General features: G+C 59.1%; 22 protein-coding genes and 1 tRNA gene. 12 read left to right on the forward strand and 11 right to left on the reverse strand.

Features of this window, described 5'->3' with window-relative positions; all coding sequences use genetic code 11:
- The first annotated feature begins 17 nt into the window (after window positions 1-17).
- Window positions 18-554 carry a translation initiation factor IF-3 gene (gene infC / locus GOB86_RS07305; RefSeq protein WP_165991736.1) on the forward strand — a complete coding sequence of 179 codons (537 nt, stop codon included), beginning with the start codon at window positions 18-20 and terminating at the stop codon, window positions 552-554.
- A gap of 155 nt (window positions 555-709) precedes the next feature.
- Here infC and GOB86_RS07310 read toward each other — a convergent pair whose 3' ends face one another.
- The 5 genes from GOB86_RS07310 to GOB86_RS07330 form a co-directional block, all read right to left on the reverse strand.
- Window positions 710-1444 carry an SIMPL domain-containing protein gene (locus tag GOB86_RS07310; protein ID WP_253543998.1) on the reverse strand — a complete coding sequence of 245 codons (735 nt, stop codon included), beginning with the start codon at window positions 1442-1444 and terminating at the stop codon, window positions 710-712.
- Window positions 1441-1785 carry a hypothetical protein gene (locus tag GOB86_RS07315; protein WP_165991702.1) on the reverse strand — a complete coding sequence of 115 codons (345 nt, stop codon included), beginning with the start codon at window positions 1783-1785 and terminating at the stop codon, window positions 1441-1443. Before GOB86_RS07315 ends, GOB86_RS07310 begins: the two co-directional genes overlap by 4 nt.
- Window positions 1786-1898: 113 nt before the next feature.
- Entirely contained in the window at window positions 1899-3335 is a 1437-nt protein-coding gene (locus GOB86_RS07320; RefSeq protein ID WP_165991703.1) for a HAMP domain-containing sensor histidine kinase, read from the reverse strand.
- A complete protein-coding gene (locus GOB86_RS07325) occupies window positions 3332-4009 on the reverse strand; it encodes a winged helix-turn-helix domain-containing protein (RefSeq protein WP_165991704.1) in 678 nt (225 codons plus the stop codon). The genes GOB86_RS07320 and GOB86_RS07325 overlap by 4 nt, the downstream gene beginning before the upstream one ends.
- Window positions 4010-4091: 82 nt before the next feature.
- Window positions 4092-5192, reverse strand: a complete 1101-nt coding sequence (locus GOB86_RS07330) for an AI-2E family transporter (RefSeq protein WP_165991705.1) — start codon at window positions 5190-5192, stop codon at window positions 4092-4094.
- 156 nt (window positions 5193-5348) lie between these two features.
- On the opposite strand from GOB86_RS07330, the gene GOB86_RS07335 reads away from it, so the two are divergent.
- Entirely contained in the window at window positions 5349-6533 is a 1185-nt protein-coding gene (locus tag GOB86_RS07335; protein WP_165991706.1) for an MFS transporter, read from the forward strand.
- A 97-nt stretch (window positions 6534-6630) separates the two neighbouring features.
- Window positions 6631-7023, forward strand: coding sequence for a hypothetical protein (locus tag GOB86_RS07340; protein WP_194301124.1), 393 nt, complete (start codon window positions 6631-6633; stop codon window positions 7021-7023).
- 70 nt (window positions 7024-7093) lie between these two features.
- Here the strand turns inward: GOB86_RS07340 and GOB86_RS07345 are convergent, their stop codons facing one another.
- Entirely contained in the window at window positions 7094-8986 is a 1893-nt protein-coding gene (locus GOB86_RS07345) for an ABC-F family ATP-binding cassette domain-containing protein (protein WP_165991707.1), read from the reverse strand.
- A 139-nt stretch (window positions 8987-9125) separates the two neighbouring features.
- Here GOB86_RS07345 and ndk point away from each other — a divergent pair, with 139 nt between their 5' ends.
- Together ndk and hpnR are read left to right on the forward strand one after the other, a co-directional pair.
- Window positions 9126-9548, forward strand: a complete 423-nt coding sequence (ndk, locus tag GOB86_RS07350) for a nucleoside-diphosphate kinase (RefSeq protein WP_165991708.1) — start codon at window positions 9126-9128, stop codon at window positions 9546-9548.
- Window positions 9549-9771: 223 nt separating this feature from the next.
- Complete coding sequence (gene hpnR, locus GOB86_RS07355; RefSeq protein WP_165991709.1) at window positions 9772-11313, forward strand: hopanoid C-3 methylase HpnR; 1542 nt, start codon at window positions 9772-9774, stop codon at window positions 11311-11313.
- A gap of 76 nt (window positions 11314-11389) precedes the next feature.
- On the opposite strand, the gene GOB86_RS07360 is transcribed toward hpnR, so the two are convergent.
- Window positions 11390-12055: a hypothetical protein gene (locus GOB86_RS07360; RefSeq protein WP_165991710.1), complete on the reverse strand. Its 666-nt coding sequence runs from the start codon at window positions 12053-12055 to the stop codon at window positions 11390-11392.
- A 140-nt stretch (window positions 12056-12195) separates the two neighbouring features.
- Between GOB86_RS07360 and GOB86_RS07365 the strand changes: the two genes are divergently transcribed.
- Complete coding sequence (locus GOB86_RS07365; RefSeq protein ID WP_165991711.1) at window positions 12196-12408, forward strand: heavy-metal-associated domain-containing protein; 213 nt, start codon at window positions 12196-12198, stop codon at window positions 12406-12408.
- 187 nt (window positions 12409-12595) lie between these two features.
- Window positions 12596-12862, forward strand: a complete 267-nt coding sequence (locus tag GOB86_RS07370; protein ID WP_165991738.1) for a hypothetical protein — start codon at window positions 12596-12598, stop codon at window positions 12860-12862.
- A 22-nt stretch (window positions 12863-12884) separates the two neighbouring features.
- Here GOB86_RS07370 and GOB86_RS07375 read toward each other — a convergent pair whose 3' ends face one another.
- Window positions 12885-13448 carry an HNH endonuclease gene (locus tag GOB86_RS07375; protein WP_025826712.1) on the reverse strand — a complete coding sequence of 188 codons (564 nt, stop codon included), beginning with the start codon at window positions 13446-13448 and terminating at the stop codon, window positions 12885-12887.
- A 189-nt stretch (window positions 13449-13637) separates the two neighbouring features.
- Between GOB86_RS07375 and gluQRS the strand changes: the two genes are divergently transcribed.
- The 4 genes from gluQRS to GOB86_RS07395 all read left to right on the forward strand — a co-directional run bounded on the left by gluQRS (window position 13638) and on the right by GOB86_RS07395 (window position 18192).
- Window positions 13638-14597: a tRNA glutamyl-Q(34) synthetase GluQRS gene (gene gluQRS, locus GOB86_RS07380; RefSeq protein WP_165991713.1), complete on the forward strand. Its 960-nt coding sequence runs from the start codon at window positions 13638-13640 to the stop codon at window positions 14595-14597.
- Window positions 14598-14819: 222 nt separating this feature from the next.
- Window positions 14820-16022 (forward strand): pyridoxal phosphate-dependent aminotransferase, encoded by a 1203-nt coding sequence (locus GOB86_RS07385; protein WP_165991714.1) that lies wholly within the window; start codon window positions 14820-14822, stop codon window positions 16020-16022.
- Window positions 16023-16025: 3 nt separating this feature from the next.
- Window positions 16026-17231 carry a pyridoxal phosphate-dependent aminotransferase gene (locus tag GOB86_RS07390; RefSeq protein WP_165991715.1) on the forward strand — a complete coding sequence of 402 codons (1206 nt, stop codon included), beginning with the start codon at window positions 16026-16028 and terminating at the stop codon, window positions 17229-17231.
- A 46-nt stretch (window positions 17232-17277) separates the two neighbouring features.
- The gene (locus tag GOB86_RS07395; RefSeq protein ID WP_253544002.1) at window positions 17278-18192 is read left to right on the forward strand and encodes a DMT family transporter; all 915 of its coding nucleotides are present in this window, start codon (window positions 17278-17280) and stop codon (window positions 18190-18192) included.
- Between the two features lie 102 nt (window positions 18193-18294).
- On the opposite strand, the gene GOB86_RS07400 is transcribed toward GOB86_RS07395, so the two are convergent.
- Complete coding sequence (locus tag GOB86_RS07400) at window positions 18295-19332, reverse strand: ABC transporter substrate-binding protein (protein WP_165991716.1); 1038 nt, start codon at window positions 19330-19332, stop codon at window positions 18295-18297.
- A 434-nt stretch (window positions 19333-19766) separates the two neighbouring features.
- Here GOB86_RS07400 and GOB86_RS07405 point away from each other — a divergent pair.
- A tRNA-Asn gene (locus GOB86_RS07405) sits at window positions 19767-19842 on the forward strand.
- Between the two features lie 134 nt (window positions 19843-19976).
- Here the strand turns inward: GOB86_RS07405 and GOB86_RS07410 are convergent.
- Together GOB86_RS07410 and panC are read right to left on the reverse strand one after the other, a co-directional pair.
- A complete protein-coding gene (locus GOB86_RS07410; protein WP_165991717.1) occupies window positions 19977-20327 on the reverse strand; it encodes a RidA family protein in 351 nt (116 codons plus the stop codon).
- Between the two features lie 40 nt (window positions 20328-20367).
- Window positions 20368-21207: a pantoate--beta-alanine ligase gene (gene panC / locus GOB86_RS07415; RefSeq protein WP_165991718.1), complete on the reverse strand. Its 840-nt coding sequence runs from the start codon at window positions 21205-21207 to the stop codon at window positions 20368-20370.
- Window positions 21208-21421: the final 214 nt, after the last annotated feature.

The following is a 21421-nucleotide window of genomic DNA, read 5'->3' on the forward strand; positions in this document are numbered from 1 at the left end:
AATTACAGGAGCCGACCATAGTCAGATCCCCTTACCCCGCGGCGCCCAGCAAAGAAGGGCCGCGTGTGAATGAAGAAATTCGTGTGCCGCAGGTTCGCCTGATTGATGAAACAGGCGAAATGGCGGGCGTTATGTCCGTGCGTGATGCACTGGCCCGTGCCTATGGCGTTGGGCTGGACCTGCTGGAAATAAGCCCGAATGCTGAGCCGCCGGTTGTAAAGATTCTTGACTACGGCAAGTTCAAGTACGAGCAGCAGAAAAAGCGCAACGAAGCCAAAAAGAAGCAGAAAGTTATTGAGATCAAGGAAGTCAAGGTTCGTCCGAATATCGACGAAAATGACTATCAGGTCAAAATGCGCTCTGTAAAAAGCTTTATTGGCGACGGGGATAAGGTCAAGGTCACACTGCGTTTCCGCGGGCGCGAAATGGCGCATCAGGAACTGGGGATCAAGGTCCTGGAACGGATTCGGATGGAAATTGATGAACTGGCCAAGGTGGAGCAGATGCCCCGCCTTGAAAACCGCCAGATGATCATGGTGCTGGCCCCCCGCTAAGCACCATTCCTATTTGGATTGGTTACAAAAAAACCGCCCGAGGGATAACCTTCGGGCGGTTTTTTGTTCTGTCTGGCCCAGCATGCGCGGTGTTTTTGCCGCGTTATGGGCCGGCTTTGGGCCATGTGGGGCTTTTTGCCCCAGCATGCGGTATTTTAGGGGGCCAGCAGCACGGTTGCGCGCAGGTCGGCACGAACGGTCTGGTTTTCTGCCGTGCTGGAGGGGCTGTAGCCAACCGAATCGTTTGCAATGCCAGCAGATGCGGCACGGAGCATGATGGGCATAGGGTGCGGGTAGCCCTGATCAGACACGCTGATCTGCGTAAACCGTGCCACATGCAGGCCAAGTGAGGCTGCGAGTGTATCGGCCTGCTTTTTCAGTTCCGTTACGGCCTGTTTTTCAGCTTCCAGAAACAGGCTCTGTCGTTTTTCGTCCGAGAGAGACCAGTCCAGCCCTTCCAGAATAAGGCCCTGAGCCTGCAACTGCCCGGCCAGTGGCAGCAGGCTTTTGCCGTCTGTGGCCGAAAAGCTCAGGGTCTGGCTGGCGGTCCAGTATGGGCGGGCCTTTTCGGGCCGGGTCTCGTACACGGAATACTGGAGGACGGCGGCTTTGATATCGGTATTTTTGGCGGCCTCATCCGTGGCTTTTTTGACCACGGCATTGACGTCCCCTTGGGCGGAGGCTGCGTTCTTGTTCTGGCTTTCCGCCCTAAAGCGCGCACTCAGCTTGTCGGGTGCTGCCTGCGTTGTGCCCGTGGCGTGGATTTCCAGCCGGGTATAGGGCGCGGTGCTGCTGTCCTCGGCGTAGGCCGGGGCGTTGCAAGCCATAACAGCCACGCCCGAGGCCAGAGCAAGAAGACCCACGGGCCGAAAAATGGAGGGGAGAGTCACGATGGTGCTCCTTTTGCATTCAGTAAGGCGCGGCGCAAGCGCACCAGTCCGGGGCGGACATGCCCGTTTTCACAAAGGGTCATGCCTTCCGTTTTCAGGTTGGAAACGGAGGCGGAAGGTTTTGTGGCTGAATAAGAATCTACCAAATGGGCAAGTTCAAGGCAGAAGGAGAGACTGTCGGAGGTCACAACCACCGGGGAGGATAATCTGGACGACGGAAAAAAATGCCAGCCAAACGGCAGCGATGTGGGCAGATGCTGGTTACTGGCAAGGGTAACGGAGCCGCCAGCGACAACGCACACCAGAGCAAGAGCCAGAACAAGAGGTAAGCGGAACTTCATACAAACACTAAGAAACACAATTGCCTGTTATTTCAACAAATCTATCCATCTAAAACGATCTATTAACGTTAATAGATTTAGGTCATCATTGTAATATTACGTATATTTTAGTTTTAGTCATGGAAATCATGTATTGCAGGCACATCAATAGTAACGGCCAGACCGGGATTGTTGTGCGACAGGCGCAGCGTGCCACCATGCAGTTCCACAATGGCCTGCACAAGGGCCAGCCCAAGGCCGGAGCCGGGGGTATGGCGTGCCCGTTCGGCCCGAAAAAAACGTTCCGCCGCGCGGGCAAGGTCTGCCTCGTTCATGCCAATGCCGCAATCCACGACCGTAATGCGAATGGTGCCAGCCTGTTCGCGCTCGTGGGCGGTCGTGGAAGGAAGGATCCACGCGCTCAGGCTGATGGAGCCGTGCGGGGGGGAGAATTTAATGGCGTTGTCCAGAATATTGGCCAAAGCCTGCTGGAACATGGCCTGATCCCCCCAGAAGGGCAGGTGGGCGGGCAGGTCTGTCTGTAATTTTAGGTCGTGGTCATCGGCCACGGCCTCATACAGTTCGGCTATGTCGCGCAAGGTGGTGGCCAGATCAAATATGGCAAAAGCCGAACGGCGGGTGCCTGCCTCGATCTGGGCAATACGCAGCAGGGCTTCGCAAATGCCGGTCACGTTGTCCAGATTGATCACGGCCTGATCAATGGCGGCGCGCAGGGCCTGCTCGCTTGTGGCGGAACTGGAGGCGTCTTCCAGCTCCGCGCGGGCGCGGGCAATGGGGGTGCGCAGGTCATGCGCAATGGAGTTGGAGACCTGTTTGACCCCGTCCATCAGCCGGGTAATGCGGTCGAGCATCTGGTTTATGGTCAGGGCCACATCATCCAGTTCGTCCCCCGTGCCGGATACGGGAATACGGCGGGACATATCGCCCTGTGTAATGGCCAGAGTGGTGCGGTTGATGGAGTGAATAATCCGCCGGAACAGGGTGCGCACAATCCAGCCGCCGCCAACGGCCAGTAACCCGACCATAAGGCACGTCCAGAGCATGGCATCCGTAAGCATCCGCTGGATCTGGGTGCGTTCGCTAATATCGCGCCCGATCAGCAGGTGATAATCGCCCTGAAGTGTCCATATCCGGACCTGAGCAAGGTTGAGCTGCCCATCACGCAGTACAGGCAGGGTCTGCCAGCTTAGGGCCGGGTCCAGCCGTACGGGCCAGTGGGCCAGATTGCCCGCCAGCAGTTTGCCGTCTGGTGCGCTCAGCAGGTAAATGGCGTTATCGTCTATATCCTGCGCCAGACGATTGCTGATCAGGTTTTCCAGCCCCAGAATGCCCTCGCGCGTCCACTCCGTGAGCAGGGCGTGGGCATCAAGCGCTATGGAATGGCGGACACGCTGGTCCAGCAGGCCAATTGTGCCCCACCATACGAACGATAAAAACATGACAGCGGAGCTGATGAACAGAGCGCTGTAAACAAGGCCAAAACGCAGGCTGACCGATTGTATGCGGACCTTGCGGAAATTGGTCTGCACCAAGCGCTGGGCCTTGTTCATTCCTGTAGCATGTACCCGGCGTTACGGACGGTATGCACCAGCGCGTGTTCAAACGGCTTGTCTATTTTCTGTCTCAGGCGCGAAATATGGACGTCAATCACATTGGTCTGCGGGTCAAAATGGTAGTCCCACACACCTTCAAGCAGCATGGTGCGGGTGACGACCTGCCCGGTATGGCGCATTAAAAATTCCAGCAGCCGGAACTCGCGCGGTTGGAGGTCTATTTTCTGCCCACCCCGGCGGACCGAGCGGGAGAGCAGGTCAATTTCCAGATCACCGACGGTCAGTTTGGTCAGGGGCTGGGCCTCATTGCGGTTGCGGCGCACAAGGGCTTCCAGCCGGGCCTGAAGCTCGGAAAAGGAGAAGGGCTTGCTGACGTAGTCATCCCCGCCTGCTTTAAGCCCGGCCACCTTTTCGTCCACATCCGCTAAGGCGGACAGCAGGAGTACGGGGGTCAGGTTCCCTTCGCGGCGCAGGGTTTCCAGAATATGGAGCCCTTCCACCCCGCCGGGTAGCATGCGGTCCAGAATGATAACGTCGAACTTATCCTGGCAGGCAAGGGCAAGCCCCTGTTTGCCATCTGCGGCCTGTTCCACCAGATGACCAGCTTCGGACAGGCCCTTGGCAACAAAATTACGGACCGTTTGATCATCTTCTATTAGAAGAACACGCATAGACAGACCCCAATTACCCAAACGGATTACCGAATTCTTACAAGAAATATATGTTCTTGTCACGGGTTAGTGCGGAAATGTTTCATATACGGTCTGTTTCGGCTAGAGGTTTTGTGAGGGAATCGAGTATTGCCAGCAAAACCGCCGTAAGGGGGGATGCAAAAATCAGCCCCGGGAAGCCCAGAATGGCCCCAAACAGGGTCTGGGAGAGCACGGTCAGGGCGGGCGGCATCTGCACCGCATGGCGCTGGATAACGGGGGCGAGCACATTGCCCTCAAAAAACTGGATCACGCTGTACAGTACGGCCACCATAATGGTCTCTCGCGTGCCAAGGGAGAGAGCAAGCAGCAGGGCGGGAACGGCCCCCATAATGGCGCCAATATAGGGGATAAAATTACACATCCCCGCCAGCACACCCAGCGCGAGCGCTAAAGGCACACCAATAAACCACAGCCCGATACCCGAGAGCGTGCCCACCACCAGCATGTCCAGAGACTGGCCAGCAACCCACGCCCACAGGGTCTGCCCCGCGCGCAGCAGCAACTGCCGAATGATCGGGCGGCGCTCCTCTGGCACCAGCCGCAGCAGGCCGTTGGCATAGGTGGCGGGGGACATGGCAAAGTACAGCCCTGCAATAAGCACCACCACCAGCGTGCCAATGGCGCCAAAAGCGGAGCCGAGAATGCCGGTCATGGACCCGGCAATGCGGGAACCAAGGTTGGCCAGCCCGCTATCCCCCCCGGTATGGTGCCCTCCAAGGGAGGCGGGCAGGTAGTTCAGGATCATCTGCCCGGTGGGGCTGCCTTGCAGGGTGTCCCGCAGGGCCATTTCCTGCTGGCGCAGGGCTTCTTGCAGGCGGATTGCCTCGCTCACAATGGAGGGGCCGCTGTTCCAGACCAGCAGGGCCGCGCTACAGAGCAGGGCCAGCACAACAATGGACAGCGCCCATGCGTGCGACAGGCCAAGGCGGCGGCGCAGGATACTGGACAGCCCATACAGCACCACCGCGCACAGCACGGAGGCAAAGACCACCATAAGCACATCGCCCAGAAGCCAGATGAGCAGGCCGGTACATACAGCCCCCACGCACAGGCGCAGAATGCGGGCGATATGTTCTGGGCCAAAAACGGGGGAGTCCAGTCGTGGCGCGTGTGGAGGTGGGGAACCGCTATCTGATGGCATGCAAGAAAACTCTTTCAGGATCGGGAGAGGCTGTGTAACGGCTGTCCGTTCGTTAGTCTGTAAGCACAAGACTTATTACTTTTTTGTGTAATCTTATCCATTCACGCACGGATGTGAGAAGAAAATTCTTTGACAGTTGCAGGAGCACGAACAGACATGTCTGGCGGGAACGACGGTGGACTGGCAGCAGCCTCCAAGGCCATTCTCGCTCTGGCGGTGGAGACTTTTGCCATCGGCACGGGAGAGTTCGCGGCCATGGGGCTGTTGCCCCAGATGGCGGATAGCATGCACGCCAGCATTCCACGCACGGGTGAAGCCATTTCCGCCTATGCTCTGGGCGTTGTGGTGGGGGCTCCTGTTGTGTCGGTCATGGCGGCACAGATGTCGCGCAGGCAGTTGCTGGTCATGCTTATGGCGTGGTTTGCCCTGGCCAACGCGCTGGGCACCCTTGCCGCAACGCTGGGCATGCTGGATCTGGCGCGCTTTATTACCGGGTTGCCGCATGGCTCCTTTATGGGGGTTGCGGCACTGGTGGCGGCGGGGCTGGTGGAGCGTGGTTACCGGGGGCGGGCCGTGGGGCGCGTTTTTTCGGGCCTGACCATTGCCAACGTGGTGGGCGCGCCGTTTGCAACCTATGCCGGGTCCTATTTTGGCTGGCGGCTGTCCTACCTGTTTATTGGTCTGATTGGTCTGGTGTGCTGCCTTATGGTGCTGGCATGGGTGCCGTATGACCCGCCAAACCGGGCGCGCTCGGCCCTGTCCGAACTGGGGGCTTTTTCGCGCAAGCAGGTCTGGTACGTCATGGGTACTGTGGCGGTCGGGTGTGGTGGCATGTTCTGCGTGTACACCTACTTTTCCGTGACATTGCAGGACGTAACCCATGTGCCGCTCTGGGGTGTGGGCATGTGCGTGGGCGCGTGGGCCGGTGGCCACCTGATGGACAAAAACCTGAAATGGGCGACCATTTTTGCCTTTCTGTGGAATGCGGCGGCCCTTGGGCTGTTTGCGCTGGTCGCGCACTCGGTCTGGCTGACGGCGCTGGCTGTTTTTATGCTTGGTGGCGGCATTGCCATTGGCCCGGCCATGCAGGTCCGTCTGATGGATGTGGCGGCAGATGCACAAACCCTTGCAGCCTCCATGAACCACGCCGCCTTCAACCTTGCCAACGCCATTGGGGCGTGGCTGGGCGGGCTGGTTCTGGCCGTGGGTTTTGGGCTGGAGGCCACGGGCTGGGCTGGCATGGCGCTCTCGGTCGTGGGGCTGGTGCTCTTCCTGCTCTCGCTGCGGGTGGAGGAGCGGGACGCCAGAAAAACCGCGCAGATGGAAGGTGGCGCTGCGTAAGCAGGGGGGGGCAGTTTTTTCTTGGCCTGTGTCCCTGTTTTTCATAACCATTGAACATGCGCTTACAAAAAACGGTTCAATATTAAGGTGAGTGAAGATGCAGGTCAGCAGTCCCTACCAGATACTGAACAGTACAGCGAACCCGGCACAACAGAGCCAGAACAAAAAATCATTGGGCCTGAACTTTAGCGACATGACCCCGCAGGAAATGGAATCCGCAAGGCGGGAACTGACTGCGGATGGCAAAATTTCGCTCCATCAGAGCGTTACAATGGCGCTGATGGACGGGTTTGTATTTGAGGGTGTGAATGGTGGAAAGCTCGTGAGTGGCTCATCCAACATGTATTCAATGATCGATTCGCTACTGGACTATGAAGAAAAAAACGGGACCATCAACGTCCAGCAGAACGTTGAATCCCTGAAATCTCTCCGCAAGGTTCTTGAGGAGAACGACGTCAATTACACCTCCACAACATCCATAACGGCGTAGGGCCAGCCCAGCCCCCCAGCGTCCCCTCCAGCGTGGCCAGAGGGCGCGGCTGATCGTGCTGGGTGTGTGCTTACGGGTCGGTGGCTGCGGCCTCTTCCATTTCCGCCTCGGCGGTCAGCCAGCGTTCTTCCGTTTCGGCTTCTTCCTTGGCAATGGCGGCCAGCCGTGTGTTCAGGCGGGTCACTTCCGCTGTCGTGCCATCCGCGTACAACGCTGGGTCCGCCAGCGCGGCTTCAAGCTTTGCGCGCTCGGTTGCCAGCTTGGCCAGTTTGGCCTCCGCATCCTTCACAATTTTGCGTAAGGGGGCGAGCGCCTTGCGGGCTTCGGCCCGGTCGCGCCGTTCGTCCTTGCGGCTGTTTTGGCCTGCGCTGTCGGGCTTTGTGCGGTTGTTCGCGCGGCTGCGTTCAAGCAGCCATGTGCGGTATTCGCTCATGTCCCCTTCAAACGGGGTGACATGACCGTCGGCCACCAGCCACAGCCTGTCCGCCACCAGTTCCACCAGATGCGGGTCATGGCTGATCAGCACGATTGCCCCTTCAAAATCCGCCAGAGCGCGGATCAGCGCATCACGCGCATCAAGGTCAAGGTGGTTGGTGGGTTCATCCAGTATCAGCAACTGGGGGGCGTCACGCGTGGCAAGGGCAAGGAGCAGGCGGGCTTTTTCGCCCCCTGACAGGTCTTTGACCGCGGTTTCCGCCCGGTCCACATCCAGCCCGAAGCGCGCAAGCTGGGCGCGCACCACATGCGGGGTCGCTTTGGGCAGAGCGCGTGCCATGTGGTCGATCGGGGTTTGGTCAAGGTGCAGTTCCTCGGCCTGATGCTGGGCGAAGTACCCAACCTTGAGCCGGGGGTTGCGCTCCACATCGCCAGCAAGCGCGCCAAGCCGTCCCGCAATCATTTTGGCAAGGGTAGACTTGCCGTTGCCGTTGGCCCCCAGCAGGGCAATGCGGCTTTCCATATCCAGCCGGAAGGAGAGGTTGCTCAGAACCGGCGTGCCGTCATACCCAACGCTTGCGCGGTTGACGCTCAGAATGGGGGGGGGAAGCTGTTCGGGTTCGGGGAAGGCAAAATGGGCTGCCGTATCTTCCACCACGGCGTCGATTACGGGCAGTTTTTCCAGTGCCTTCAGCCGGGCCTGTGCTTGTTTGGCTTTGGTGGCCTTGGCGCGAAAACGGTCCACAAAGGACTGCATATGGGCGCGGCGCGCGGCAATTTTTTCTGCCTGCCGGTTTTGCTGCAACGCCTGCTCGGTGCGGATTCGTACAAAGTTTTCGTAGCCACCGGGGGTCAGGTTCAGTTTGCCGCGCTCAAGGTGGGCAATGGCGTCCACGCAGGAGTCGAGCAGCCCACGGTCATGGCTGACAATAAGGGCCGCCCCTGCGAATCGGCGGAGCCAGTCCTCCAGCCACAGCGTGGCCTCAAGGTCGAGGTGGTTGGTTGGTTCGTCCAGCAGCAGCAGGTCGGGTTCCAAAAACAGGGCGGTGGCGAGTGATACGCGCATGCGCCACCCGCCAGAAAAGTCCGACACCGGGCGCAATTGCGCCTCCGCGCTAAACCCAAGCCCGGCCAGTACGGCCCCGGCGCGGGCGGGGGCGCTGTCGGCCCCTATGGCGCGCAGGCGTTCGTGTATTTCGCCAAGGCGCATGGGGTCCGTGGCCTGTTCGGCCTCGGCCAGCAGGGCCGTGCGTTCGGTATCCCCCGCCAGAACTGTGTCCAGCAGGTTGGCGCCGTCTGCTGGGGCCTCCTGTTTGACGCGGGCCATGCGCGCGCGTGCGGATAGGCGGATTTCCCCCCCATCGGGGGCAATATCCCCCGCAATGGCGGCCAGCAGGGTAGACTTGCCAGCACCATTGCGCCCGACCAGCCCAACCTTGCGACCGGGGTCTATGGAAAGGCTCGCCTGGTCCAGCAGAACGCGGCCAGCCATACGCAGACTAAGGTTGGAGATGACAAGCAGGCTCAACGCAACTCTCGTTTCTTCTGGAATTATAGATTACATTCTGTGTGGTACCTACCAGCCAGCGCCGATATGCTCTAGATGGAAACGCTGAACGTTCGCCAGATCAGGGCGGATATCTGCGTTTATACCCAAGGAGGGCCTTATGGCTAAAGAACGTACTCTTTCCATTATCAAGCCGGATGCAACCCGTCGTAACCTGACCGGCAAGATCAACGCCGTGTTCGAAGATGCAGGCCTGAGCATTGTTGCCCAAAAGCGCGTGCAGCTGTCCCACGCTGTGGCTGGTGCTTTTTACGCCGTGCACAAGGAACGCCCTTTTTATAACGATCTGGTGTCCTTCATGATCTCCGGCCCGGTTGTGGTGCAGGTGCTCGAAGGCGAAAACGCTGTTGCCAAGAACCGCGAAGTCATGGGTGCGACCGACCCCAAGAAGGCCGACCCCAAGACCATCCGCGCCCAGTTTGCTGAAAGCATTGAAGCAAACTCCGTGCATGGTTCTGACAGCGCGGAAAATGCAGCGAACGAAATCCGCTTCTTCTTTGCTGAAACGGAAATCCTGCCCTAATACGGTCAGGTCACACCCCGGCGTTGTGCCTTGTGCATACGTCGGGGGCGCTACAATGGCGGTTAAGTGCCGAGCCAGACGTCTTGTGCATGGGAGATACCCGGCCGCAGGATAGGGCAATATTAACGCATTCCTTATATAACCATTTCTTATGCTCTAGCGTTATGAGGCAAGGTGGGATGCCGTTCGCATTCCCGGCCCGCAGTAGGCAGAAAGGAATGTCATGAAAGTTCTGGCGGTTCATCCCAGCGCCCTGATGTACACCAAGGTTTTCCTACGGCTTGAGCCGTTGGGCATGGAACTGGTGGCGGGTGCTGCGCGGAATGCCGGACACGACGTGCGGATTATCGACCTTCAGGCCGAAACGCACGAAGATTACTGGGAGCTGATTGAGGAATTCCAGCCCGACGCGGTGTGCTATTCCGGCAGCTACCTTGCCAATGTGCCCGAAATCCTCGATCTGTGCCGCGAAACGCGTTACCGCTTTCCGCTGGTGTTCCAGTTTATTGGCGGTCACTCCGTCTCGTTCATTGCCAAGGACGTGCTTGAACTCTCCGAGGGGACGGTCAACTGCATTCTCAAGGGCGAGGGCGACGCCACGGTCGGCCTGCTGTTGGATGCGGTGCAGAACGGCAAGGATATTCTGGAAGTCCCGGGCACAGTCACGCTGGACGGTGAAGGCCCGCCCCCCATTTTTGTGAAATCGCTGGACGAGGTACGCCCCGCGCGTGACCTGCTGCGCCACCGCAACAAGTACTTTATTGGTACGCTCGACCCGGCCGCTTCCATCGAATTTGCCCGTGGCTGCCCGTGGGACTGCACATTCTGCTCGGCATGGACCTTTTATGGCCGTTCCTACCGCACAGCCAGCCCGCAGGTGATTGCGGATGAGCTGGAGGAAATCAAGGAACCCGGTATCTTTATCGTGGATGACGTGGCCTTTGTGCATGAAGAACACGGCATGGCCATTGCCAACGAAATTAAAAAGCGTGGCATTAAAAAGGAATATTACCTTGAAACCCGCGCAGACGTGCTGCTGCGCAACAAAGAAGTGTTCAAGGTCTGGAGCGAGATCGGTCTCTCCTACATCTTCATCGGCATGGAAGCCGTGGATGAGGAAGGGCTGAAGCAATTCCGCAAGCGCGTCTCGCTCGACAAGAACTTCGAGGCACTCGAATACGCCCGTTCGCTGGGGCTGATTGTGGCCATTAACATTATTGCCGATCCGTCATGGGATCGTGCGCGGTTTGAGGCCGTGCGGCAGTGGTGCCTGGAAATTCCTGACATCGTGAATATTTCCGTCACAACCCCTTATCCGGGAACGGAAATCTGGCACAAGGAAGCGCGCCGCCTGACCACGCGTGACTATCGCCTGTTTGACATCCAGCACGCCGTGCTGCCCACCACGCTGCCTTTGCCCGAGTTCTATGAGGAACTGGTCAAAACCCAGCAGGTGCTCAACACCAAGCACATGGGCTGGCAGGCGCTCAAGGATACAGCCGGGATTGCGGTCAATCTGCTCAAGAACGGCCAGACCAACTTTGTAAAAATGCTGTGGAAGTTCAACTCGGTGTTCAATCCCGACCTGCAGTTGGCCGACCACCAGCGCCCCGCACGCTACCTTATGCCCATGCAGCCCGATGCCGTGGACAACATCGACCGCAACGACCTGTATGTGCATGGTCCGGGCGGACGTAAGACCCGCGCGCTGGATGATGCGACAGAAACCTTTGTGGACAAGACCCGTATGGGGGAAGAGGTTTAACCAAACCTCTTCTTAACCGCATCAGTTGCATCCGGGTCGTGTGCCCGGCGGCTGGTTCTGCCTCGGCCCGGTGTGTTCAGGGCTGGGGTGGCGGGCCAAAAGCAAAAGCCTGTGGGGTATAGGTTTCCACGACCAGACTGAACGGTGCGCCCGTATGGGTGCGCAAAAGTGCTATGTGCCGGAACAGGTGAAGGGGCAGGGCCAGTGGCTCCGCCCCTTCTTTGCTGTTTGGAGGCTGGGGTTGTGTTTCCCATAAATCTGGCAGGGGGGACCACAGGGTTTCACGCCGGATGAGTTGGCGGGTGAACCGCAGGGGGGAGACAACACGGCCAAAAGGGGTGTCGGTCTGCTCCAGCGTGTCCGTCATATTTTTGGTCAGGCGTTGTGGCACAAACCAGTTTTCCGCTTCCGAATAAATGTGGTTGTGCCCCACAAGCCGAATTTTGCGGTAGCGCAGGGCGTTGGTGCCGTGGTGGGCTGGTATGTCCAGTGCTGCCGCCAGATCGGGGGGGCAGGGGCGCTGTGCGTCTGCCTCGCGCTCGGCGCGCAGGGTTTGGTGCTGATCCAGCAGTTTGTGCTCGTGCAGCCAGTCTTCCAGCGTGCGTGTGGCGCTGCTTTCAGCCAGCAGGCGGTTTTCCATCTGGCTGATCAGGGTTGCCAGCATAAGCCGGTGCAAAAAGCTGTTCCGCCACTGGGGGGGCTGGGGTGCCGTGGCAGGCTGTGGGGGCACAAAGTGAGGCATATTGGCCTTATATCATGCTTTTGGGCAGGTATGGGGTGCACATCTCTGTTTCGCATCCCGGTGGAGTTGCGTTATGGAAGAAGCAGAATGGCCGTGTAAAAGCGCCATGTATGGAATTTGATAAAAAGGATGCAAACGCAATGAGCCAGACGACAGCAAGCTTTATGGTCGAAGGGATGACATGTGACGGTTGTGTTTCGTCCGTAAAACGTGCGCTGGCCGCAATTGACGGCGTGGATGGCACGGACGTGAATCTGGCCAATGGCGAAGTCAATGTAACGTATGACCCCGCGCGTGTTGGTGTTTCTTCCCTGCGCGACGCCATTCGCGGCGCGGGTTACGAAGTGAGCTGAACAACTCCGTGGCGTGTCATGCAGCCAGCGGAAAGGGGGCGTGACCTGCGCTCTCTGGTTGTTGGTGGCCGGGCATGGCACCATGGGCTACGCCGGAGCAACCGGTGGCAAAAGGCCGCTCGTACAGGCAAAAACAAAGGTAAGCTGGTCCGTGACGCAGAAAACAAACACATTTGCTCTGGGGGTAATGGTGGCGGGGGGCTTGCTGCTGGCTGGGTGTTCATCCGAGATCGGGCGTGTGCCCATGCTGGATACGGACATAACCTGCCTGCACAAGCAGATGGCTGGTCCCATGTTTTTGAGTTTTCCGCTTGCGGCCAATACCTGCCAGCGCATGAGCAACGGCGGATTTGTGCTGGGCGAGGCCAAGGCCAAACCCCTGCCGCTTGACCTTAAGGGCGCGCCGGACCTGCAAAAACAGGCGGATGAATACGGTTACACCTACACCCGGTAAATGGGGAGGGGGAGAGGAGGGGTCAGCCCTCCAGTTCCGCATCCCAGTATAAATAGTCACGCCAGCTTTTGTGCAGGTAGTTGGGGGGGAAGGCCCGCCCGTTTTCCTGTAACTCCCACGATGTGGGGCGCACGGGGGTGCGGCGGGGCAGCATGCCAATATGGTGGGGCATGTGCGGTCCTTTGCGCAGGTTGCAGCAGCCGCAGGCGGTAACCACGTTCTCCCAGCTTGTGCGCCCGCCCTTGCAGCGGGGAATAACGTGGTCAAACGTGAGTTCCTGCGTGGGGTGGCGCTCCCCGCAATACTGGCAGGAAAAGTTGTCGCGCAAAAAAACATTAAAGCGCGTAAAGGCCGGCTTGCGGGCTGCGGGCACATAGTCCTTGAGGGCAATCACGCTGGGTAGGCGGAAGGCCTGATTGGGTGAGTGGACTTCCATGTCATATTCGCTCAGGACCGAAACCCGGTCGAGGCACACCGCTTTTATGGCGTCCTGCCACCCCCATAGGGATAGCGGGAAGTAGGAAAGTGGTCGGAAGTCTGCATTCAGAACAAGGGCTGGGTAGTTTAGAGTACTGCCATCCGCCAAGACGTGTCTCCCCATATGCACGAGAACACAGTTCCGAGGGGGTCAAAAAAACTCAAGCCGACCGCCAGCAGAAGTGCGTCGTCGAGATAATTACCGCCAAGACTATTGCAGACGTCAGAAGGTGTGGCAAGAAAATGCAGGGCAATAGTCATGGATATTTGGCGGCCTTAGACATTTGGTAAGGTCATTATGACTATTCGATTACAGTACTATGAACATTGTAAAACAGAATGGGTCACCCGGTTCGCACCCAGCCCCACGGGGGCGCTGCATCTGGGGCATGTGGCGTCTGCCCTGTTCGGGTGGGAGCTGGCGCAGCCAGACGGGCAATGGCTTGTGCGGATGGAGGATATAGACCCCCAGCGCTGCAAGCCCGCTTTTGCCTCCGCCATTATGGAGGATCTGGCATGGCTGGGGCTGGTGCCGGACGGGCCTGTTCTGCACCAGTCCGCGCGCATGGCGGTTTATGGGAATGTGCTGGATACTCTGGAGCATATGGGCGTGCTGTACCCCTGCTTTTGCACCCGCTCGGATATTGCGCGGGAGAGTGCGGCCATGTTCTCCGCCCCCCATACCGCCCCCGATGGAAGCGTGCTGTACCCCGGTCGCTGCCGCCACATTGGAGCGCCCGAGCGTTTGGCGCGTATGCAGGCGGGCCAGCCTTATGTGCTGCGCCTGCACATGGCGCGTGCTGTGGAGCAGGCCCGCGCGCTGGTGGCTGCCCCGAACACGGCGGGGGCTGGCGTGGAAGGGGGCGCTGGCTGGCCACTGAGCTACCACGATCTGGCCCATGGCCCGCGCACCTGCCAGCCCGAACTGTTTGGAGATGTGGTTCTGGCCCGGCGCGACGTACCCGCGTCCTACCACCTGTGCGTAACGTGTGATGATGCGACGCAGGGTGTAACGCTGGTTACAAGGGGGGAGGATTTGCGCCCGGCCACCAGCCTGCACCGGCTGTTGCAGACCCTTATGGGCTGGCCCGCGCCGCATTATGCGTTCCACCCGCTGCTGTGTGATGCCACGGGCCGCCGTCTGGCCAAGCGTGATGGCGCACTGAGTGTACGCACCATGCGGGAGAGCGGGTTGAGTGCGGCGCAGGTGCGCGCCAAAGCCGTGTTTGCGGCTATGCCGTGTGGTGGCGCGCCCTAGCGCCAGCCTTTGGCCCGCCAGCTGTGGACCCTGTTTTTGCATGACAGGGGAGGGAGCCGCGCAGAACAAAAAAGATAGAGCAGGTGGAATCTCCGGTTCCGCCCTGAGCGGAAGAGGATTACTGTGCGCCCCGGAGCAGCACATCCGCGCGGCAGGTCGGGCTTTTTGCCCGCTCAGGTGCAGGATGTCTTAAAAAATATTGTGTCGGAAAGTAAGAAAACCATGAGCCTTGTTGCTGACCGCCTGAACAGGATCAGTCCTAGCCAGACAATCGTCATTTCAACGCGCGCCCGGGCGTTGAAGGCGGAGGGGCGGAATATTATCAGCCTTTCCGCGGGTGAGCCGGATTTCAACACACCCGACAACATTGCTCAGGCCGCCGTAAAGGCTATTGCCGCGGGCCAGACCCGCTACACGGATGTGGCGGGTACGCCCGAACTGCGCAAGGCCGTGGCCGAACGCTTCCGCCTGGATAGCGGGCTGGATTACACACCGGAGGAAGTGATTGTTTCCACCGGTGGCAAGCAGATCATCTACAACGCCATGATGGCCACCCTTAATCCGGGGGATGAGGCCATTATTCCTGCGCCTTGCTGGGTGTCCTACCCCGATATTGTCACGCTGGCGGAAGGCGTGCCCGTGGTTGTTCCCTGCAAGCGCGAAAACGGTTTTCGCTTACAGGCGGACGAACTGGAAGCCGCCATTACACCGCGCACCAAATGGGTTTTCCTCAACTCGCCCTGCAACCCTACGGGGGTCGCTTACTCGGCCGAGGACCTGCGCCCGCTGTGCGATGTGCTGCTGCGCCACCCGCATGTATGGATTTTTACGGACGATATTTACGCCAAGCTGGTGTACGATGGCTTCCGCCCCGCAACATTTGTGGAGGTCGAACCCCGCCTGCGTAGCCGCACCGTGACCATGAACGGCGTGTCCAAGGCCTATGCCATGACCGGCTGGCGCATTGGTTTTTCCGGCGCTCCGGTGGAACTGACAAAGGCCATGAACAAGTTGCAGGGGCAGTCCACCTCCAACACCTGCTCCATTGCACAGGCCGCAGCGGTGGAAGCCCTGACCGGCCCGCAGGACTTTATCCAGACCATGGTCGATACCTATCAGGGGCGGCGGGACATGGTGGTGGCCATGATCAATCAGGCCAAAGGCATGGAATGCGACATGCCCCAAGGCGCGTTCTATGTGTTCCCCTGCATTGAAAAATGCCTTGGAAAAACCTCTCCGGGTGGAAAACTGCTTAAAACGGATGAGGATTTTGTAACTGCACTGCTGGAAGAGGAAGGCGTTGCCGCCGTCCATGGTTCGGCCTTCATGTATCCGGGTTACATGCGTATTTCCTACGCAACCGATACGCAGAGCCTGCGGGATGCCTGCACCCGTATCCAGAAATTCTGTGAAGGCCTGCAATAAGCCATGGCCCGGAGTTTTGCGCATCGCCTGAACGGTCTGCCCGCCCCCGCAACAATAGAAATGGCCCGGCGTGCCCGGGCCCTTAAGGCGGAGGGCAGGCCCGTAATCTCCCTCGCTCTAGGGGAGCCGGACTTTGCAACGCCCCCCGCTGTGGTGGAGGCCGCCTATAAGGCCGCGCTGGCCGGGCAGACCAAATACCCACCCGTGGATGGCACGCCTGCACTCAAGGCCGCCATTGCCCGCAAGTTTGCGCGGGAAAACGGGCTGGATTACACGCCTGAGCAGATTATGGTCTCCAACGGGGGCAAGCAGGTCATCTTCAACGCCTTTATGGCAACCCTGAACGCAGGGGACGAGGTGGTGGTGCCGACCCCCTACTGGGTCAGTTACCCGCTGATTGCGCGCATGTTCGGGGGCACACCCGTGTTTGCGCCGTGCAGGGAGGAAGACGGTTTTCGGCTCAGGGCGGATGTGCTGGCCCAAGCTCTTACGCCGCGCACGCGCTGGGTTGTGCTGAACTTCCCCAACAACCCGACCGGGGCTATCTGCCCGGCGGAGGATCTGGCCGATATTGCCAAAGTCCTGCGTGATTACCCCGATGTGTGGATTCTATCGGACGAGATTTACGAACATCTTGTGTTTGATGGCACACATTCCGCCTCGATTGCCGCCATTGCCCCCGATCTTAAGGACCGCACCATTACGCTCAATGGTGTCTCCAAGGCTTATGCCATGACCGGGTGGCGTGTGGGCTTTGCTGGTGGACCAGCCGACCTGATCGCCGCCATGCGGGGTGTGCAGGGGAATGCGACATCGGGGGTGTGCTCTATTGCGCAGGCCGCCGCCGCCGCCGCGCTGGATGGCCCGCCAGACCTTGTGCAGACCATGGTGGCCACATACAGCCGCCGCCGCACCAACGTGGTGCAGGCCCTGCGTGCGGTGCCGGGCCTGACCTGCGCCATGCCCGAAGGGGCCTTTTATGCCTATCCCGGTGTTGCGGCCTGCCTTGGGCGCACAACGGCAGGCGGGCGGTTGCTTGAGACAGACCATGATTTTGCAACGGCTTTGCTTGACGAGGAATATGTAGCAACGGTGCCCGGCAGCGCCTTTGGGCAGTCGCCCTATCTGCGCTTGTCCTGTGCGACGTCGGACGACGTGTTGGCCGAGGCCTGCCAGCGTATGGCGCGCTTTGTTGCCGGTCTAAAATAAAAACAGGTCCGGGCTGTTTTTATCGCCCGGGCAGGAGTGCCTGAACGTGCCTGACCAGTCCCTGCCTGCGCGGGAGAGAGCAGTAATCCGGAGTTTCTCGCGCGAGGAAGTGGCGCTGGTCTGCATTACCGTTCTGTGGGGCGTTACGTTCCTGATCGTGCATACGGCCATGCGCTATACGGGGGCCATGTTTTTTGTGGGGGTGCGTTTTACCACGGCGGCCCTGCTTTCCATGCTGCTGTTCCGTCGGTTGTTGCTGGATCTGAGTATGCGGGAAGTGTGGGCGGGGGCCTGCGTGGGTGTGGCCATCTTTTTCGGCTATGCGCTGCAAACCTTGGGGCTGGGGAGTATTTCCAGCAGTCAGTCCGCCTTTATTACCGCCATGTATGTGCCTGTTGTGCCATTTTTGCAGTGGTTCTTTTTGCGCAGGCCACCGCACCTTATGGTCTGGCTGGGGGTGCTGTTTGCTTTTTCTGGTCTGGTGTTGCTGACCGGCCCACAGGCCATAGCGCACCTGCACCTCCAGTTTGGTGAGGTCGTGACCCTGATCAGCGCCATAGCCATAGCCATGGAGGTTGTGCTGATCAGCCGCTTTGCCTCCCCCGCCATTAACAGCTTTCGGGTCGCGATTGTGCAGTTGTTTGTGGCCGGGTTACTGGCGTTTGCGGCCATGCCTGTGATGGGTGAACGTGTGCCTGCCTTTGCGTGGTGGTGGGTTGTGCCCGGTCTGGGCCTTGGGGCGATGAGTGCCGTTATTCAACTGGTCATGAACTGGGCGCAGAAAACGGTTTCTCCCACACGGGCCACGCTTATTTACGCGGGCGAGCCGGTGTGGGCCGGGCTTGTGGGCCGTCTGGCGGGGGATGTTCTGCCTGCGCGCGCACTGGTGGGTGGGGCGCTGGTTATTCTGGGTGTGCTGGCCAGCGAAGTCCGTCTGCCGCGCAAACAGGGGCGCGGCTAGTCCCCCGGATTAGGCAACATGGCTTTGCTGCAAAAGATATTTTACGGCGTTAGGCGGAAGGTCTGCTGAATCTGGTGTTTAACCGGCAGGGGCATGGCGGTATTATTCGTGCAGCACATTCAGCGTATAGCTGCGTGCGAGGGCTGTGGAATCCTCGCCATCAGCCATCATGCCGACAAGTTGGAGTTCATCGCAGTACTGCGCAATCTGCTCCCGCAGGCCACGGCCCATAAGGGGGCGGATAACCGGCTCGTTACGCAGCATGTTGCGCGCACTTGTGGCAGGCAGGCCTGCGGCGTTGTCGGCTATCAGGGTTGCGGCGTCATCCCTGTGGGTATTGACCCAAAGTGCTGCATCACGCAGGGCCAGCACCAGTGCGGTGGCAGCCGTTGGGTCTTTTTCCTGCGCTGTATCCGCAACGCCCAGAATAAGGCTGGTGCGGGCAGCGTAATGCCCTGTATCGCTGCCTACCAGTTCGTATACAAGGTCAGGGTGGTTCTGGAGGAGGCTCCACGCATCGGGATCATGCGTGACCACGGCGTCTATTTTCTGGTCATGGAGAGCCTGTTCTATCTGCTGGATGGGCAGATCGACCCAGTTAATGTGGGTCAGCGCATCCATGCCTTTACGGCGCATCATAATACAGAAGAACAGTTTGTCCGCCGCATTCTGGTCGGGCACGGCCACGTTGCGGCCCATAAGCTGGTCCAGCCGCGTAATGCCGCTGCTGCGCCGCACCAGCAGGCGGCGGCTACCGGACTGCACCCCCATGACCAGATGGGCGGGCAGGCCCGCATGCAGGTGCTGGAGCCACGTCAGTGCGGGAGCTACAGCGTAGGAGGTTTTCTGTTCCGTCAGCGCTGCAAGGGCTTCCTGCCCGTTATGGATGTTGGGCAGGGGATCCACATCCAGATTGTACTGGGCAAAAAAGTTCTTCTCCAGAGCCGCAGCCAGCACGGGGGACATGGCGGCCTCCGGCCAGCCGATCTTGAGCTTGCGATAAACACCATCGGGCTGTTTGCGGGGTGTGCGGGGGTGCCGCTGGCGTGTCAGGAGCACAACGCCACCCGCGGCAACGCAACCTCCGGCCCCCCAGAGCAGGGCGCGGCGCGAAAGGGGGGAAGATACAGGTGCGCTCATGCCCCTTTCTTACACCGTGTTGGAGGAGGTGTCCCGGTTAAGGGGGCGGAAAATGAAAAAAACCGTCTATTGGTGCTGCGGCCACAGGGGATGTGCGAGGAGGTGGCTTGTTATTCCGGCTTTGTATGGCGGTGGTGTTCTGAATTTTTGGGGCGGTCCTGTTGCGCTATATGTCTGTGAGACATTTGCCTGTGTGTGGAAGAACAGGGCGCGTGCGGCGTTCTTTTGGTTCTGCCCGTCAGGGTGGTGATGCAGAGGGGCAGGGGAGGAGACATGTTCGATTTTGGCAGGAACGATGATTAATATTTTGTAATATAAAAAGGGTCTTGCACCCTCAAAGCGTTGTGGTTATACACCCACACAGCAGCACAGAGGGGCACGTCTTGCAAAAGATTGCGCCACAAAATGCTGCCAAGTGGTTGAAAAATAACTGTTCCCGAATAGCTCAGTTGGTAGAGCAAGCGACTGTTAATCGCTGGGTCGTAGGTTCGAGTCCTACTTCGGGAGCCACACTTTCCCCCCCCTAAAAATTGTTCTGCCCTTATGAACAGGCTGCAAGTTTTTGCGCCTGTTTTTGTGTGTCTGTCTGCCGCCCGTGTGGCATGGCCAGCACGGGCGGCGCAGGTTGGGGTGCGTCCGTTGTATCAGCGCTGGGCGGCTATGCCGGTCAGTTCCACTTTCCACGACGGGTCGGCAAGTCGGGCTTCTACTGTTGCGCGGGCGGGTTTGTTGCTCTGGTCCAGCCATGCGTCCCATGCGCGGTTCATGCCTGCCATATCGTTCATGTCAGCCAGAAAAATCTGAACTGAAATCAGGCGGCTTTTATCTGTGCCTGCTTTGGCCAGAATGGCATCAACCTGGCGCAGAATATCAGCCATCTGCCCTTGTGCATCCAGTGTGGCGTCATCGGCAATCTGGCCTGCCAGATAAACAAGTCCGTTGTGAATGACCGCGCCACACAGACGTTCTTCAGGCTCAAGGCGGGTTATGCTCATTGTGGTCTCCATTGTGTAAAAGACTTATGTACAAATATGTTTACGCAACTGCCATGTTGTCTATCAGGCGGATGTCGCCCAGACTGGCGGCCACAAACAGGCGCGTGCCGGGTTCCGGCTTTGTGGCTTCAAGCAATGTATCACCTGTGCGCAGGTCCAGATAATGCACGTTAAAACCATGGTTTTTCAGGTTTTCGTGGCAGGTGTTTAGGCAGGTGTTCACTGGCTTGCCGGACTGAAGATCTGCAATGCAGGTCTTCAGGGCTGCTGGCAGATAAGGGGCCTGCTGGCGTTGTTGGGGTGTGAGCCTGCGATTGCGCGAGGACAGGGCTAGTCCGTCGGCCTCCCGCACCGTGGGGACGGGCTGAATACGCACAGGCAGGTCAAGGTCCTGCACAAGGCGGCGGATCAGGCAGAGCTGCTGGTAATCTTTTTCACCAAAGGCGGCAATGTCGGCCCCGGTCTGGAGGAGCAGCTTGGTCACAACGGTGGCCACGCCATCAAAATGTCCGGGCCGGTCCGCGCCGCAGAGCATGCCATCCAGCCCGCTCACCATTATGCGTGTTGCAAAGCCTTGGGGGTACATCTCTGCTGCATCGGGGGCGTAGAGCACGTCCACCTTGCCGGTGCCGTCCAGTAGGGCGGCATCCGCTTCCAGCCCGCGTGGGTAGAGTTCAAAATCAGTTGCGTTGTTGAACTGGATCGGATTGACAAAAATACTCACAATCCGGCGCGTGGCCTGCCCATCCAATGCGTTAACAAGGGCCAGATGCCCGTTATGGAGCGAACCCATGGTGGGCACGGCCCCTATGGTTTCGCCCGCGTTGCGCCATTGGGCTACCAGCGTGGCCAGTTCGGTTCTGGATCTGATAATCCGCATAAAAAATCCTGAAAAGCAGATGAACCCCCGTAAGGGGAGCGCCCCAAAGGGGGAGAGACCCATAGTCTAGTGCCGATTGGCGTGGGGTTCTAGCCGGGGTTGGCTGTCTTGTGCTTTGGGCTGTGCGGGCAAAGGAGCCATGGCAGTGTCATGCGGAGAAGGGCTCTGCCCATAGGGGCTGTGCAGGCAGGATTAAAATGCTGACAATCCGGTG

The organism is Acetobacter lambici, assembly GCF_011516885.1.
In the GTDB taxonomy this organism is placed as follows: domain Bacteria; phylum Pseudomonadota; class Alphaproteobacteria; order Acetobacterales; family Acetobacteraceae; genus Acetobacter; species Acetobacter lambici.

Coding starts and splice junctions, on each gene's coding strand:
- GOB86_RS07315 (WP_165991702.1), bottom strand. CDS start 1,785: ATGAAGTTCCGCTTACCTCTTGTTCTGGCTCTTGCTCTGGTGTGCGTT.
- GOB86_RS07320 (WP_165991703.1), bottom strand. CDS start 3,335: ATGAACAAGGCCCAGCGCTTGGTGCAGACCAATTTCCGCAAGGTCCGC.
- GOB86_RS07325 (WP_165991704.1), bottom strand. CDS start 4,009: ATGCGTGTTCTTCTAATAGAAGATGATCAAACGGTCCGTAATTTTGTT.
- GOB86_RS07330 (WP_165991705.1), bottom strand. CDS start 5,192: ATGCCATCAGATAGCGGTTCCCCACCTCCACACGCGCCACGACTGGAC.
- GOB86_RS07335 (WP_165991706.1), top strand. CDS start 5,349: ATGTCTGGCGGGAACGACGGTGGACTGGCAGCAGCCTCCAAGGCCATT.
- GOB86_RS07340 (WP_194301124.1), top strand. CDS start 6,631: ATGCAGGTCAGCAGTCCCTACCAGATACTGAACAGTACAGCGAACCCG.
- ndk (WP_165991708.1), top strand. CDS start 9,126: ATGGCTAAAGAACGTACTCTTTCCATTATCAAGCCGGATGCAACCCGT.
- hpnR (WP_165991709.1), top strand. CDS start 9,772: ATGAAAGTTCTGGCGGTTCATCCCAGCGCCCTGATGTACACCAAGGTT.
- GOB86_RS07360 (WP_165991710.1), bottom strand. CDS start 12,055: ATGCCTCACTTTGTGCCCCCACAGCCTGCCACGGCACCCCAGCCCCCC.
- GOB86_RS07365 (WP_165991711.1), top strand. CDS start 12,196: ATGAGCCAGACGACAGCAAGCTTTATGGTCGAAGGGATGACATGTGAC.
- GOB86_RS07370 (WP_165991738.1), top strand. CDS start 12,596: ATGGTGGCGGGGGGCTTGCTGCTGGCTGGGTGTTCATCCGAGATCGGG.
- gluQRS (WP_165991713.1), top strand. CDS start 13,638: ATGACTATTCGATTACAGTACTATGAACATTGTAAAACAGAATGGGTC.
- GOB86_RS07385 (WP_165991714.1), top strand. CDS start 14,820: ATGAGCCTTGTTGCTGACCGCCTGAACAGGATCAGTCCTAGCCAGACA.
- GOB86_RS07390 (WP_165991715.1), top strand. CDS start 16,026: ATGGCCCGGAGTTTTGCGCATCGCCTGAACGGTCTGCCCGCCCCCGCA.
- GOB86_RS07400 (WP_165991716.1), bottom strand. CDS start 19,332: ATGAGCGCACCTGTATCTTCCCCCCTTTCGCGCCGCGCCCTGCTCTGG.
- GOB86_RS07410 (WP_165991717.1), bottom strand. CDS start 20,327: ATGAGCATAACCCGCCTTGAGCCTGAAGAACGTCTGTGTGGCGCGGTC.
- panC (WP_165991718.1), bottom strand. CDS start 21,207: ATGCGGATTATCAGATCCAGAACCGAACTGGCCACGCTGGTAGCCCAA.